Below are 16349 nucleotides of genomic sequence, written 5' to 3'. Positions count from 1 at the left end.
CAGTTTATTTCACTCACCTTGTATCGGGGACGTCCCCCCGTTCTTTCCAGTCCGGCGCTTACCACCCTGTGCGACAACTTAGTCCAACATGGCTGGTCACAACACAATCTTTTTTTATCGAAAGAACTCAATGCACTCTTAGCGGCAGAGTGCATCGCTTTACGTGAGATGAATGTCTTGACACTCGCGCGTGTCGGTCAAGGTACTCAAACGACTCTACAAGCGAGAATACGCAGCGACCAAATCGCCTGGCTGCATGCCGGGCAATCGATTGCATGTGACGCCTATTTAGGGATGATGGAACAGATACGAGTCTTACTAAATCAAACTTTGTATTTAGGATTGGATAACTACGAGAGCCATTTTTCATTCTACCCACCCGGAGCGTCGTATAGCAAACATGTGGATCGTTTTCACAATGATGATGCCCGCACTATTTCTATCGTGATTTATCTGAACGATCACTGGCAAACCGACGAGGGCGGCGCTCTGCGCCTGTATCCGCTAGATTGTCCGACGCAAGACATTTCACCAATAGCTTGCCGCATGGTGGTATTTCTATCGGCCGAGATGCTACATGAGGTCTTACCAGCGACGCGGGACAGAATGTCACTAACTGGTTGGTTTCGACGGCGCGCAAACGCTTAAGAATTCATGCATCAACTTTCACCGATCCAGCTCGAAAGTTTTTTCGATCACACAATTCTGCATACCTGATCAAGCAATTAATCAACAAAAACCGGCTGGTTAAAAATTCAAAAATTTGCCATTGTTGAAAAACATTCAATTACTATACTGCTCACACGAACCGTTGCATTAGTCGCTGCAGCAGGGTCAACAAACGACATAAAGAATATCTCTGTTGATTTCGATACGGCTGATGGCGGTCTCGTTAACATCCAATTGAGGGAGTATAAAATGAATGGTTTTGAGAATGTGGGTGCATTGCCTTGGTCCTACACATGGGTAGTGGTGTTGGTGTTACTCGTACTTGCATGGCGGCGTGTACTTTGGTTTTTTGGTGTCATTATCATCCCCGACAATATGATCGGTCTGGTAACTAAGAAATTTGTTCTATGGGGCGATCACAAAGATCTGCCACCAGGAAAAATCGTGGCCTTAAACGGCGAAGCGGGCGACCAAGTCGATACCCTGGCGTCTGGCGTACACTACGCTTTATGGCCGTGGCAATACACAGTTGTGAATGCAGAATTAACGATCATCCCTGAGAATTTCATCGGCATGGTGGAATCACGTGATGGTAGTCCCTTGAACGACGGCGACATCATCGGTAAGCATGTCGATTGCGATATGTATCAGGACGCCCGCGCCTTTTTATCCGGTGGTGGCCAACGTGGCCCGCAAGGTTTAGTAGTACCTGAGGGCTCGTATCGTATCAATACTTTGCTATTCCGCGTGAGCAAAGAACCAGTCACGTCTATCGAGAAAAATCAGATCGGTATCGTCGAAGCTCATGGCGGCTCGCCAATTCCGAACGGTCGCGTGCTGGCGCGTCATGTTGAATCGAATATGTTTCAGGATGCACAGGCCTTCTTAAACGGCGGCGGTGAACGTGGCCCGCAAATCTCGGTCGTACCAAATGGTCAGTACCGTATCAATCCGCGACTGTTCAGCGTGAAAGCGGTGAATGTCATCGACGTTCCAGACAATATGGTAGGTGTTGTCACGACCAAGGAAGGCGCACCACTTAACACTGGTGAAATCGCGGGTAAAGAAATCGCGAATCACAATATGTACCAGCATGGACAAGCGTTTATCGATGCGGGTGGCTATAAAGGCTTGCAAGAACAAGTCATTTTGGCCGGTCGTTACTTTATCAATCCTATGTTCGCGACGGTAGAGATCGTCGAGATGACTAAAGTACCTATTGCCAATGCTGGTGTCGTCATCGCCTATGTTGGTGGCGAAGGAGAAGACGTCACTGGCGACAGTTTTAAGCACGGCAATCTGGTTAGAAAAAGCCAGAAAGGTGTGTGGGTAGAGCCGCTCGATCCAGGCAAATATCCTATCAATCCATACACCCATAAAGTCGAATGCGTACCAACTGCCAACGTGGTCTTAAACTGGGCGACGGGTAAAACTGAAGCGCATAACTTGGATAAAAATTTGTCGACGATTACAGTGCGTAGCTCGGACGGTTTCACCTTTAATCTGGACGTGTCGCAGATCATTCACATCCCGCGTACCGATGCGCCAAAAGTCATCGCGCGCTTTGGTAATGTGGCGAATCTGGTCACGCAAGTATTGGAACCGACCATAGGCAATTACTTCCGCAATACAGCGCAAGGTTCAGATGTGATCGACTTTTTAAAAGGTCGCGCGCAACGTCAATCTGATGCCAAGAACCGCATCGCTGAAGCCCTGCGCGAATACAATGTCGTCGCGGTTGATACGCTCATCGGTGATATCTCGCCACCAGATGCCCTGATGAAGACACTGACTGACAGAAAGATCGCCGAGCAGGAACAAGTGACTTTCAAAACGCAGCAATTGGCGCAGGTAGCACGCAAGGAATTGGCGCAAGCCCAAGCGATCGCCGACACGCAATCCAAAGTGGTAGCCGCCGAACGCGAAGTCGAGATTTCGCAATTCGCTGCCAGTGCGATGGTGAAAAAAGCCGAGGGTGACAAAGATGCTCGCGTGTTAAACGCAGAAGGCGATGCACGTTCTAAAATCGTCAACGCCGAAGCCGATGCGCAAGTGTTTAGCGTGGTGGGTAAAGCAAAAGCTGAAAACACCTTAGCCGTTGGTACTGCCGAAGCGGAAGTCATCCAACGCAAAACCACAGCAGTGGGACAAAGTAATTATGCGTTGATCGAAGTCGGCAGAGCTTTAGCAGAAGCCAAGATTCCTTTGGTGCCACAGATCATCGCAGGCGGCAATGGCGCAGAAGGTTCTGGTTCTTTAGTGAATGTCTTGTTGGCCAATTTGGTGAGCCAGAATTTGGCTGGTGCTAACAAAATCGCTGAGCCAGTAGTTGAACCGAAGGTCGCGAGTAGTGTGAAAACTTAAGGCCCTGTTCAAGTAAAAATGGTGAGCGATGTTGAGCTCACCATTTCTGTTTTATGAGCTCGCAGGCATGTATAGAGCGCAAAGAAGATCTGAAATTTTTAGGGCGTATGCAGCCCGCGCAGCACAATCGATTACATCCGTCTTACGGAACTAAAACTGCGGTTTATTCGCCCGCGCCTTCTCTTCTGCCTCACGTTTTTGCTTTAGGTATTCGGCCTGCAGCGAGTTCATCGTGTTCACATCACGAATCAAGGCAGGCGAATACATCAGCATGGTGTAGCTTTGAATCAAATCAGTTTTCGATTGCATATGCGCACTAACTGTCAGCGCTAACGCACAGGTGTTGCGGAAATTATTTGGGATGGTTACAGAATCCGTAATCGGTACATACAATGTGTACGGTAGTGAGGCACAAGGTGCCGATTTGGAATCCAGATTATGCGATGCATATTGCTGTCCATTCATACCAAAAGACCAAGCAAAATCTGGGTAATTGGCACGATTACGTTCAGAGATCAGCGTATTTGAGGCATCGTATTTCTCAAATAAGGCCTTTTTGTATGTGTCCAATAAAAGCGGTTGATCTTTCGGCAGCTCGATGTGGCGATTAACCAGCCAAATGTTACCTGCCTCGTTAAAATACACCGTAAACTGATCCGTAGGTATCGCATTTGGAGGGCCAGCTTTTGCAGTCACACCTCGATAATTATTTACCATGATTTTCAGAGTTTCTATGCGATAGGCTGGATTAAGCTTTTTGATGAGGGGCATAGCATCATTCACATTCATCCCTAAACTGATACCACCAATTTCTGGCTTGCGAATACCTGCTGCAAACTTCACAAAAGAATTCGAATCCAACAGTAAACCCGGAGAGCCCGGAATAGGCTGCCCATCAAGTTGCACAACGCCTTCTTTAACCGGAGTTGATCCCACGCTACCTTGCGTGGTCGGCGTCGTTGCTGATGTGGTGGTAGGAGCTCCCGCAGTTTGCTCAGGCTTAGACCCGCTCTGCTGCCCTTCTTTGACACTGTCCTTAATGATCTTCTTAAGACTAAATCCAGACGACTGGGCGCTGGCGTGAACAGGTAACGCAACGAGACTTGCTAAAAAAAGTGAGGCTATAATTTTCATGAGTGGGTTCAAGTAGATTATAAAAAATTTCGACAGACGCTAAAGTGCTTGCACCTTATCCAAAGGATTTTTGAGCCGAATGCGTAGGGGCATTGTATGAGAAATTATCTAATATACCAATTCATTTTAACAAAATGTGAAATCGAATCCCTATTTTTCACCAATGTCGATAGATAGGAAATACTTAGACGGAATTGAAAGCATCTTTAAAAAAACGTAGCGCACGGAAATCCGCATTGCCAGAGTTCTCAAGATGTCGCGATGAAAATTTAATCCAAGAGAAAATATCGGAGCCATAAACTCAAGACGGATAATTTGCACTAAAAATCGACACAAGCGAGCTGATTGCTTGGTTGACCAGGCTAGATCCAAAGACTATTATCTGGCAAGAACATTTTTCTTTTTTATCTTCATTTTAGTTCATGAAAAAATTTTACTGCTTGCTCTCGCTCCTGTCGGCACTTATTCTTCTTAGCGCATGCGGAGGTGGTGGATCAGCACCAGCAAATACCGCTGCCTCATCGGGTGGCATCGCCGTTTCGCCTGCAAAAACCTGCTCGACCAACGGAAAGACTTACACCGCGATTGAAAGCGAGCTGTCAGACGCGAATGCTGGCATCACCGATCTAACCGCCACATTGAACCTTGAATCCAAGTTGGGTCTTGGTTACGTCGTGTATGGCAATGGCGTTTATCTCAACTCGTCGATAAGCCGGCTGAGCAATGACGGAACCAACTGGATTCAACGATTGCAACTGCGCGCGTCTGGCACACCAATCAAAGCAGAGCAACTGAGCTTTATGAATGACCAGTTTTGGGCGATCGCCAATGGTAAACTCATTGCAAGCAAGAATGGAAAGCAATGGCGACAGTTAGATTTACCGCTAAACATTCGCAAGATAGTCTTTAAAGCGTCGCGCTATATCGCTTACGCCGAGGCCACCAATGGAACCAGCAAGTCCTTTTACATCATCACCAGTAGCGATGGAATAAATTGGACAACACGTTGCGATCTTGAATTAGATGAAAGTGAATTGCCCTTCACACTCGCCTGGGATACAGGTACCAGTCATCTCAGCATTCAAGGGAATCGCATTTTCACCACAGGACTCCCAATCAAAGGTGGTGACTTTAGCAGCGACGATGGGATTACTTGGGTACAGTCCGTTATTTTAGGATCGGACAGCCGTATAAAGAATCTGAACGCATCCTTAGTCGTCGGTTCCGACACTGGATACGTCGCGGTTGAAAACTATACAAATGTCCGTACAACCACGGGTCAAACAAATCTCAATGTCAACTGTGTCTTCATATTCACGCAAAATTGTCATCTCGCATTTTATTCGCGCGATGGTCGCCAATGGTCACCGATCTCGCTCGACCTCACCGGTTATGTTTATGATGGTCAATTCCAAAATTCGCAATTCTTATTGCTCGGCTACGATCAGCTAAGATTAAGTAAAGACGGCATACTATGGAACAAATCGGCACTACAAACCATTAATCCCAGAATTTTCTCTATCGCCAGTTTCAAAGGCATTTGGCTAGCAGTGAGCTATGATGGCATCTTCCGCAGCCAAGATGGCGTAGACTGGAAACGCATTCCAGAAACAACGGCATCAACACAAATCAGCGTCGCGAATAATCAACTATTCCTCTATGAGCAAAAATTTGATTTCCTGTGATGCTGAGAATTTTGTGTAAGTATTCCGCGAGAATTAGTCAGATCACACGGCTGATCACCGCGCGCTGCCAATAACATTTAGCTTGCATCATTGGGATGTCAGTATTTAGCTTATGGACTCGAAACCTTGAGCTAAATGCGTACAAAAAGTGATAAGCGATTAATTGGTAGACTGTGAGCTGGGCGCAACCCACGCCGCCAGAATTTTTCAATGTGCATTCTTGGATTAGAGCCCTTGCACTTTGAAGCAAGTTCCTGGGTAAGCTATCATCGAAAAATCCATCCTAGGTCGAGTACCGACCACGATGCGCCCAACCCGCCGATGAAGGAAACCCTATGAGCTTGCCGCACAAAATTTTACGCAAACCCTTCTTCGGGCGTTTTGAAGTGCCATGGGTTTGGCCAAATAATAGTGAGCAATCAAAATGGGAACGCGTCAACTTTCAAAGTGGCAACGGTGCGCAGCTACAAGGTTTGTGGGGTGCAGCGGAAAGCGAAACAGGCGTTGCGGGCAACGCAAAAGCCACCCTCGTACTTGCCCATCCCATGGGCAAAGCAGCAAAAGGATTTTGGTTGCGCTATGGTCACGCAGATCTATTTCGCCAAGCGGGTTTTAACGTGCTGGTGTTTGATGCAAACGGCTTCGGCGAGAGCCAAGGCAAATCCTTCGACTATCCCGCCGACATACTCGCGGCAGGCATCTGGGCGCAGCGACGTCACCCACACTTACCAGTCGGGCTCATAGGCGCATCATTCGGCGCAGCTTGGGGTCTGTGCTCATTAGCACGAGAAGGTAGCCCTTACCAAGCAGCGGTGTTAGAAGCCGCCTTCCCTACTCTTCCCGATTTTTGGAAACACTACCCAGTCGCCAACGCGGCAATCCGCATGTCGCAAGTGGTCTGGCCATCCTTAGAAAGAAACCTCAGGCCAGAGCGCCAAGCTGCATTGGTCAAAGGTAATCCCTCGGTGTTACTGATACACGGCGACGCTGATATTTATACGCCACCGCATTTCGGCGAACGCTTACAACGGGCATTCGGTGATGCGGCAAAAACGGAGCTGATGATCTTGCCGGGTGTTGATCATACCTTTGCTTATCGGGATGCTGCGGATGCTTATAGTGCGCGGGTGATTCCGTTTCTGAATGAGGCTTTTCGGTGAGCGTAGGCCAAATTTGTAGGGCGGGTGCAACCCGCGCCGCCAGAATTTTCAGAATGCCGCAATGGTGATTTGATTCTTGAACAAATATTTGAACGATAAATCGTTATGATTGATTTACAGCGCGGGTTGCACCCGCCCTACAATTTATTAATTCTCATCGTGTTTGAGGACAATGGCATCAGAGCCTTCACCACCCCAATTCGAAGGATAAACACCGTCATTGACCAAACGATGAAACGAAGACCAAGGCCATTCATTCACGGTCTTCGCCAATCCATGTTTGACGGGATTGAAATGCAAATAATCCATATGCGCCGCAAAGTCATCATCGTCGCGGATGATATGCTCCCAGAATCGCTGTTGCCAGATGGTGCCTTGCTGTTTTTGTGCACGTCGTTCGGTTTGAAATTCTTCACGAAAATAGTTCGCACCAACCGCCACCGTGACTTCGCGTTTGATCAAACGCCAACGCGTCGAGAAATCCGCATCGCCTTCCGGCAGAGTCCAAATGCAATGCAAATGATCAGGGAGTAAAACCCATGCATCAATCTCAAAAGGATTTGATGCCCGCACCTTCACGATTGCGGCACGCAGAGCATCTCGTATATCCGCATTCGTCAATATAGGTTGCCGACGCTCGGTCACCACCGTAAAGAAATACGTGGCTCCTTTGATGTTAGCGCGGCGATAGCGGGACATAGATAAGTGTACAATCGATTGAAAACAGCAAGCGTATCACGAAGCAATCGAGTCGAAAACAACGACGAACCCCGGAGGGCGGGTGCAACCCGCGCCGCCAGAATTTTCAATATGCCGTAATGGTGAATTGAAACGTGAAAGAATATTTGAACGATAAATCGTTAGTGTCAGTTTACAGCGCGGGTTGCACCCGCCCTACAAATTGTTTACCTAACTCTTTCCGATTCGTTCAGCTTCTTCAGTCCCGAGATTTCAAGGTAATCCAATGCATTCTCGTCATCTACATCGATTAAATATTCTTGACCTTCTTTCCGCACTACTCGCATAGCACGAAAACGATCTTTCATCATACCCGCTTCAGTTTTCGGATTGAAACGAATATGATCCTCAGTTTTGACAAACTCACCTTCTGCCCTGCCATATTCCCCTAAACACCCGTCCCAAGTAGTACGATATTTTTTACCGAAAAACTCTATCTTCAAATTAACTCCTAAGCCATCACCGCCAACCCACACCTCTGTGAATCGTTCCTGTTGCTGAACAGAATCCAAAGCAACAAATGTCGAACCAATTAAGACACTCGAAACTATGATCGCGACCAGCGAAGAGATAACAAAAACGATGATACGGTTTTCCATGATCTAACAATTTCAATCAATTCGTTTGGTTAGAGAAAAATGCGTGCACTTTAGTTTCATCGCGATATTAGCATACTAGGGTATTCAATTTAAGGAATTGCCGATCCTGTAGGGCGAGGGTGCAACCCGCGCCGTCAGAGTTTTAATAATGTCGCGATGGTGATTTGATGCTTGAAAGAATTTTTGAACGATAAATCGTTATGATTGATTTACAGCGCGGGTTGCACCCGCCCTACATGAGACACCCAAAATCTTGGCATGCCAAGAAATTCAATTCGCGGGATGCAGTACAAGGCGCGCGACGGAGCAATATGTCGATATTGCGAGTAAGTGCAACGCAGTAATGCGCCCGCCAATTGGATTTATTGGTGTGCCAAAAACTACATATTCCTACGGTACTGCCCACCCACTTCAAACAACGCAGTCGTAATCTGCCCCAAAGAACAAACCCGCGCCGCCTCCATCAACTTCGCAAACACGTTTTCGTTGTTAATCGCCGCTTGCTGCAATGCTGCGAGTGCTTGTGGTGCGACGTCCGCATGGCGTGTATGGAAGTCGGCCAAGCGCGTTAACTGCGATTGCTTCTCTTCGTCGGTGGAGCGCGCTAATTCTATCTTCTGTGGTGCTTCGCCTCCTTTCGGGTTGCGGAAGGTATTGACGCCGATGATAGGTAAAGTGCCGTCGTGTTTCAGGTGTTCGTAGTGCATGGATTCTTCTTGGATCTTGCCGCGTTGGTAGCCGGTTTCCATCGCGCCCAAGACACCGCCGCGTTCTGCTATGCGCTCGAATTCTTGCATCACCGCTTCTTCGACCAAGTCAGTCAATTCTTCGATGATGAAGCTACCTTGGATAGGATTTTCGTTTTTTGCTAAGCCCCATTCGCGGTTGATGATCAACTGAATTGCGAGAGCACGACGTACGGATTCGTCGGTTGGTGTGGTGATCGCTTCGTCGTACGCATTGGTGTGCAAGCTATTACAGTTGTCGTAGATCGCGATCAAGGCTTGTAGCGTGGTGCGGATATCGTTGAAGTCGATTTCTTGCGCGTGCAAGCTACGGCCTGAAGTTTGGATATGGTATTTCAGCTTCTGGCTGCGATCGTTAGCGCCGTATTTATCGCGCATGGACACTGCCCAAATGCGACGTGCAACGCGACCCAAGACCGTGTACTCTGGGTCCATGCCGTTACTGAAGAAGAAGGACAGGTTCGCGGCAAAATCATCGATGTGCATACCGCGTGCGAGGTAGGCTTCAACGAAAGTGAAACCGTTCGACAAAGTGAATGCCAATTGAGAAATTGGGTTCGCACCCGCTTCAGCAATATGGTAGCCAGAGATCGACACAGAGTAGAAATTACGCACTTGGTGATGGACGAAATACTCTTGAATATCGCCCATGACTTTGAGTGAGAACTCAGTCGAGAAGATGCAGGTATTTTGACCTTGATCTTCTTTCAGAATATCGGCTTGCACGGTACCACGCACATTCATCAAGACCCATGCGCGGATTTTTGCTGCTTCGTCGGCGGTCGGCTCGCGCTTATTATCAGCACGGAATTTATCCATTTGCTGATCAATCGCGGTGTTCATGAAGAAGGCCAAGATCGTTGGCGCTGGGCCGTTAATCGTCATCGAGACTGAGGTCGCTGGATCGCAGAGATCGAAACCATCGTACAAGACTTTCATGTCTTCCAAGGTTGCGACGGAGACTCCAGAGTTACCAATTTTGCCGTAGATGTCTGGACGGATCGCTGGGTCTGCGCCGTACAAAGTGACGGAGTCAAACGCGGTCGAGAGACGCTTCGCATCCATGCCTTGGGAAACGAGTTTGAAGCGGCGATTCGTGCGGTATGGATCACCTTCACCAGCGAACATACGCGTTGGGTCTTCACCTTCACGCTTGAAGGCAAACACACCTGCCGTGAATGGGAAAGAACCTGGGACGCTTTCTAACATCAACCAGCGCAAGATTTCGCCGTGGTCTTCAAAGCGTGGCAATGCGACTTTACGGATCTTTGTGCCTGACAAAGTGCTGCTGATGAGTTGCGTGCGAATTTCTTTGTCGCGAATTTTTACTACGTATTCATCACCTGCATACGCCTTCTGCATGTCAGGCCACATGGTGACGAGTTTTTTGGATTCTGCGGTGAGGTTGTTGTCGCGTTCTGTAATTAAGTCATTTATGCTATCAAATGAGTCTGCGGTTTTACCAGCGACGGTCAACATCTGCTTAGTTGCTTGCAGCTGTTGACGTTCACGTGCGATGCCAACTTGTTTGTAAGTATGCTTGTGATAAGCACGGACGCTATCTGCGATTTCTGCCAAGTAGCGACTACGGGCTGGTGGCACGATGACGTTTTGCGCGCTGGAAGTTTTACTGCTTACTGGCGCGAGTTTGCTTGGTTTCGCTTTCAAACCACGCGCAACCAATTCAGGCAAGATGCCTTGATACAAAGCGGTCACGCCATCATCATTAAAACGCGAAGCTTGCGTGCCGTACACTGGCATTTCGTCTGGCTTTTTGGTCCACATTTCGCGATTGCGTTGGTATTGTTTCGCCACATCGCGTTGCGCGTCTTGTGCACCTTTGCGATCGAACTTATTAATCGCAACAAAATCCGCGAAATCGAGCATGTCGATTTTTTCTAATTGAGACGCTGCACCGAATTCTGGCGTCATCACGTACATGGACAAATCCACATGCGGCACAATCGCTGCATCGCCTTGGCCGATACCGGAAGTTTCGACAATGACCAAATCAAAACCTGTCACTTTGCAAGCAGCGATGACGTCTGGCAAAGCCTGAGAAATTTCAGAACCCGCTTCACGTGTTGCCAAAGAACGCATGAAAACTTTGACTTTGCCTTTCCATGGGTTGATCGCATTCATACGAATACGGTCACCGAGCAAAGCGCCGCCGGATTTACGACGTGATGGGTCGATGGAAATCAAAGCGATATTCAACTCATCATCTTGATCTAGGCGAATGCGACGAATCAATTCATCAGTTAAGGAAGATTTACCTGCACCGCCAGTGCCTGTGATACCGAAGGTGGGTGTCTTGATTGCCTTAGCTGATTCGATAATGGTCGCGCGCAAAGCTGCGTCCACTTTATCGTTTTCTAATGCGGTAATCAGTTGTGCGAGAGGACGATGTTTATCGGCAAGTTCACCTTGTTGCAACACATCTAAGCTTGCTGGAGCGAATGGTGAAAGATCGATGTCGCATGCTTTGATCATGGATAAAATCATACCGACCAAGCCCATGCGTTGACCATCTTCCGGACTGAAAATGCGTGTCACGCCATAAGCATGCAAATCCGCGATTTCTTCTGGCACGATCACACCGCCACCGCCACCGAATACTTTGATATGTTCACCGCCACGTTGCTTGAGCAGGTCGATCATGTATTTGAAATACTCGACGTGCCCACCTTGATAGCTGGAAATCGCGATACCTTGTGCGTCTTCTTGCAATGCCGCGGTGACGATTTCTTCTACTGAACGGTTATGTCCCAAGTGGATCACTTCTGCACCATTTGCCATCAAGATGCGACGCATGATATTGATCGAGGCGTCGTGGCCGTCGAACAGGGATGCTGCAGTCACGAAGCGGACTTTGTTGGTAGGTTTGTATTCGGTTAACTTCTCGGCGATGGATAGATCAGTCATTTTTATTCCTTAGATGCTTGTGGCATGGTTTGGGCGTCTTTTTTCGATGGTTTCGATTATATGACGTTTCGATTTACGTTTACGTTCACGTCACTTATTAATTGTGGTTTTGTGTTGGTTTTAACTCCCTTCTCCCGCGAGCGGGAGAAGGGTTAGGGAGTAAAAGCATGCTTTGACGGACGTTCAGATGCAGATAAAAGGAATGGAAGACTGTAGCAACCACTAACTTATCTACTTCAACTCTACAAGTCCTGAACCACCCTCACCCTAGCCCTCTCCCGCTTGCGGGAGAGGGGACTGGAAAATCAAGCTGCTTGCTGTTTACTAGGCGCGTTCATCAATGCCGCTTTTTCAACACGATAAGCTTGCATTGCCTTTTCCTTCACATGACCAAAGCCACGGATTTTCTCTGGCAAACTAGCAATCGCAACGATTTGATCGACATTATCAGTGTTGAGTTTAGTCAGCAAGGACAAGATCGTATCGCGATAATCAGTAATCAAAGCGCGTTCTTTTTGACGTTCTTCGGTGTAACCAAAGACGTCCAACTTCGTGCCACGCAAACCCTTCAGTTTCGCAAGTAACTTAAACGCTTGCCACATCCATGAGCCATATTGCGCTTTGATCAAATGGCCTTGACCATCTTTTTTGGAAAACAAAGGTGGTGCCAAATTGAATTTGATTGAGAAATCACCTTCAAATTGTTGTTTCAATTTTTCAGTGAATTCGCCGTTGGTGTACAAACGAGCGACTTCGTATTCGTCTTTGTAAGCCATCAATTTGTAGGCGTACTTTGCTACGGCCGTCGCTAACTTAATCCCGCCGATTTTTTCTTCGGCTGCGCGCACTTCGCTAACGAGTTCTTCGTATTGTGCAGCGTAAGCGGCATCTTGGTATTCGGTCAGAAAAGCGACGCGACGTTTGATGATGCTGTCTAAGCTTTGCGGCATCTGGATTACGACAGGTTGACCTGGGATCGCGATTTTTTCTACGCGCGCCAGATCGACTGCGGCTCTACGACCCCACAAGAAGGCTTTTTTATTAGCGTCGATCGCCACGCCGTTCAATTCAATGGCGCGCAACAATGCTGCCTCAGATAAAGGAATCGCGCCTTTTTGGAAGGCAAAACCTAGGATGAACAAATTGGTGGCTATGGAATCGCCCATCAAAGCAGTCGCGAGTTTCGTCGCGTTGACGAAATCGACATTACCGCCAACCGAATCAGAGATCAAACGTTCAGTCGACTCTAATGGAAATTGCCAATCCGGATTTTTGGCGAATGGCCCAGTCGGTTGCTCATGCGTATTGATCACAGCACGTGTACGACCTGCGCGCATTTTGGAGATCGCATCATGTTGGCCTGCCGTCAAAATATCGCAGCCCAAAATCAAATCAGCTTCACCTGTTGGAATACGTTGCGCGCGTAGCTTACTGACCTTTTCGACGATACGAATATGCGATGTCACCGAACCGTTCTTCTGCGACATGCCTGTCATATCCAATACCGAAGCAACCTTGCCTTCGAGATGCGCTGCCATGCCGAGCAAAGCACCCACTGTAATCACACCAGTGCCACCGATACCATTCAACAAAATATTGTAGGAAGTATCGCAACTAGGCAGAACTGGCAGAGGCAAATCGCCGAAATCATCTGTTTTCGCTACGCCCGTTTTTGACTTCACTAACTTGCCGCCTTCTACCGTGACGAAACTTGGGCAGAATCCTTTGACGCAGGAATAATCTTTGTTGCAGGAAGACTGATCGATCGCACGCTTGCGACCAAATTCTGTCTCCACTGGCATGATGGAAGTGCAGTTCGATTGCACGCCGCAATCACCACAACCTTCGCACACCGCTTCGTTGATAAACATGCGCTGGTTAGGGTCAGGGAATTGACCTTTTTTACGACGGCGACGTTTTTCGGCTGCGCAGGTTTGATCGTAAATTAAAACACTCGCACCTTCGATTTCACGCAGCTCACGTTGTACCGCATCCATGTCTTTGCGGTCGTGCAAAGTGATGATCGCGGGTAAGCCGCTACGATCTGTGTAACGTGTTAAATCTTCGGTCACCAAGGCGATACGTTTCACGCCTTCAGCTGCCATTTGTTGCGCCATCATTTGCACACTAATCGTGCCGTCGACAGGCTGACCGCCTGTCATCGCGACTGCATCGTTATACAAAATCTTGTAGGTGATATTCACCTTCGCGGCTACTGCTGCGCGGATTGCCAAATAGCCCGAATGGAAGTAAGTACCGTCACCGAGATTTTGGAACACGTGTGGCAAAGTCGAGAAGGCCGATTGACCTATCCATGGCGCGCCTTCGCCGCCCATGTGGGTAGTCAATTTATTGAACTCAGGATAAATCGCTGTCGCCATCACGTGGCATCCGATACCCGCTAAAGCCAAACTACCTTCCGGCACTTTAGTCGACGTATTATGTGGGCAACCTGAGCAATAGTAAGCAGGACGTGCAGGCGTGTTGACCTGTTTATTCAACACTTCGTCTTTGGCTTCGAGGAAAGCCAAACGTGCTTTGATCAAATCGCTAGTGTGGAAGCGTGCGATACGCGCGGAGATCACGCGTGCGATTTGCGAGACGGAGAAATCAGCTTTCGACGTCAACAGCCATTCGCCGCGTGGTGCAACCCATTCACCTTTTTCGTCGAACTTACCGATCACACGTGGACGCACATCGTCGCGCCAGTTGTAGAGTTGCTCTTTGAGTTGGTACTCGACCATTTGACGTTTTTCTTCGACCACCAAGATCTCATCCAAGCCTTGCGCAAATTCACGTACGCCATCCGGTTCCAATGGCCAAGGCATCGATACTTTGTACAAACGGATACCGATATCGCCCGCCATTTGTTCGTCGATGCCGAGATTCTCAAACGCTTCTAAGACGTCGAGATAAGACTTGCCTGAAGCGACAATACCGAGCTTGGCATGTGGGCTATCAATCGTCACATGATTAAGTTTATTCGCACGCGCATAGGCCAAGGCTGCATAGATTTTATAGTCTTGCATCAAGGCTTCTTGCTTCCGCGCTTGTATGCCCAGCGTATCGAGCGACAGGCGAGTATTGAGACCACCTTCTGGCATCACGAAATCTTCTGGGATCGTGATTTTCAATCGGAATGGATCGGCATCGACAGAGGAAGTCGATTCAACGGTATCTGCCAAGGCTTTGAAGCCCACCGCACAACCAGAGAAGCGCGACATCGCCCAGGCATGCAAACCCAAGTCTAAGTATTCCTGCACATTGGCTGGATACAGCATAGGAATCATGCAGGCGGAAAAGATGTGGTCTGACTGATGTGGCAGCGTCGATGAGTATGCACCATGGTCATCACCCGCCACCAAGATCACGCCACCGTGTTTCGAGGTACCAGCATGGTTCATGTGTTTGAAGACGTCGGCACTGCGATCTACGCCTGGGCCTTTACCGTACCACAAACCGAACACGCCATCGTATTTAGCGGGGCCGATCAGGTCGACGGTTTGCGTGCCCCATACCGCAGTGGCGGCGAGGTCTTCATTCACGCCTGGCACGAACTTCACATGATGTTGTTCTAAGAGTTTTTTGGTTTTCCACAAAGTTTCATCCAAACCTCCGAGCGGTGAACCGCGATATCCTGAGATGAAACCAGCCGTATTCAGGCCAGCGGCGAGATCACGCTGTCTTTGTATCATCGGCAAGCGCACTAATGCCTGAATGCCTGATAGGAAAATCGTGCCAGTGTTGGATGTGTATTTGTCGTCGAGCGTGACGGGAGCCAAATGCGGCGCTGAATTGGTGACGACGGAGGATGTTGCTGAATTTGTTTCAGATGCTGAGGCGGACGAAAGCGAAGACGCTTCCACCAGACCAGCAGATTTCATTGCTGTGTCGGATGACATGTAGAGCTCCAAAAAATTTGTGATTTTTGTGTGCAAAGAACTTGGGCTGCGTCCGGTAAGACACAAGTCTGTTCTGAGCTTATGGGAAGGTAATCGCCATAAGTTCTAGTTGCATCGGCTGAGATGGCAGCCATTTTAATTCAATTCAGGCCTGATACCCAAGAAAAAGCCCGGCAATTCCGGCGTTTTTTTGGAAAAAGTTTCTTAAAACCTAATTATCCGCGCCGCGACTCGAGCGACTGGCGATTGAGAATCAGGTTTTAATACTTCTACTTAGTTTCAACTTGGTATCAGGCAAATCTGAATCGGAGACATCAAAGAAAGCTTTCGAAATTCTGGGATGGAGACCACTCCCATTCGCTGCAGCGCTTTCTCGACTTCCTTTGAAATCTGCTGTGTTCACAGTGTAGTGCGAACGTGTTCGTTT

The 16349-nt window shown here is 48.3% G+C and carries 9 protein-coding genes; 4 read left to right on the top strand and 5 right to left on the bottom strand.

The window, feature by feature from the left end:
* The first annotated feature begins 177 nt into the window (after positions 1 to 177).
* Both ACO0KZ_RS13800 and ACO0KZ_RS13795 read left to right on the top strand, forming a co-directional pair.
* Positions 178 to 648 (top strand): 2OG-Fe(II) oxygenase, encoded by a 471-nt coding sequence (locus ACO0KZ_RS13800; protein WP_422996157.1) that lies wholly within the window; start codon positions 178 to 180, stop codon positions 646 to 648.
* A gap of 270 nt (positions 649 to 918) precedes the next feature.
* The gene (locus ACO0KZ_RS13795; RefSeq protein WP_422996155.1) at positions 919 to 3033 is read left to right on the top strand and encodes an SPFH domain-containing protein; all 2115 of its coding nucleotides are present in this window, start codon (positions 919 to 921) and stop codon (positions 3031 to 3033) included.
* A gap of 150 nt (positions 3034 to 3183) precedes the next feature.
* On the opposite strand, the gene ACO0KZ_RS13790 is transcribed toward ACO0KZ_RS13795, so the two are convergent.
* Complete coding sequence (locus tag ACO0KZ_RS13790; protein WP_422996153.1) at positions 3184 to 4167, bottom strand: hypothetical protein; 984 nt, start codon at positions 4165 to 4167, stop codon at positions 3184 to 3186.
* 422 nt (positions 4168 to 4589) lie between these two features.
* Here ACO0KZ_RS13790 and ACO0KZ_RS13785 point away from each other — a divergent pair, with 422 nt between their 5' ends.
* Together ACO0KZ_RS13785 and ACO0KZ_RS13780 are read left to right on the top strand one after the other, a co-directional pair.
* Complete coding sequence (locus tag ACO0KZ_RS13785) at positions 4590 to 5852, top strand: hypothetical protein (RefSeq protein ID WP_422996151.1); 1263 nt, start codon at positions 4590 to 4592, stop codon at positions 5850 to 5852.
* 335 nt (positions 5853 to 6187) lie between these two features.
* Complete coding sequence (locus tag ACO0KZ_RS13780) at positions 6188 to 7012, top strand: alpha/beta hydrolase (protein WP_422996149.1); 825 nt, start codon at positions 6188 to 6190, stop codon at positions 7010 to 7012.
* Between the two features lie 147 nt (positions 7013 to 7159).
* On the opposite strand, the gene ACO0KZ_RS13775 is transcribed toward ACO0KZ_RS13780, so the two are convergent.
* The 4 genes from ACO0KZ_RS13775 to ACO0KZ_RS13760 all read right to left on the bottom strand — a co-directional run bounded on the left by ACO0KZ_RS13775 (position 7160) and on the right by ACO0KZ_RS13760 (position 15922).
* On the bottom strand, positions 7160 to 7711 hold the full coding sequence (locus tag ACO0KZ_RS13775; protein WP_422996147.1) for an REP-associated tyrosine transposase: 552 nt from the start codon (positions 7709 to 7711) through the stop codon (positions 7160 to 7162).
* 206 nt (positions 7712 to 7917) lie between these two features.
* Positions 7918 to 8349, bottom strand: a complete 432-nt coding sequence (locus tag ACO0KZ_RS13770; protein ID WP_422996145.1) for a hypothetical protein — start codon at positions 8347 to 8349, stop codon at positions 7918 to 7920.
* A gap of 380 nt (positions 8350 to 8729) precedes the next feature.
* Positions 8730 to 12020: a fused isobutyryl-CoA mutase/GTPase IcmF gene (gene icmF / locus ACO0KZ_RS13765; protein ID WP_422996143.1), complete on the bottom strand. Its 3291-nt coding sequence runs from the start codon at positions 12018 to 12020 to the stop codon at positions 8730 to 8732.
* Positions 12021 to 12325: 305 nt separating this feature from the next.
* The gene (locus tag ACO0KZ_RS13760; protein WP_422996141.1) at positions 12326 to 15922 is read right to left on the bottom strand and encodes an indolepyruvate ferredoxin oxidoreductase family protein; all 3597 of its coding nucleotides are present in this window, start codon (positions 15920 to 15922) and stop codon (positions 12326 to 12328) included.
* Positions 15923 to 16349: the final 427 nt, after the last annotated feature.

Origin of the sequence: Undibacterium sp. Di24W (assembly GCF_049340325.1) — a bacterium.
Classification (GTDB): Bacteria; Pseudomonadota; Gammaproteobacteria; order Burkholderiales; family Burkholderiaceae_D; genus Undibacterium.
Note: the sequence above shows the minus strand (reverse complement) of the source record. Positions and strands in the feature narration are given on the sequence as shown.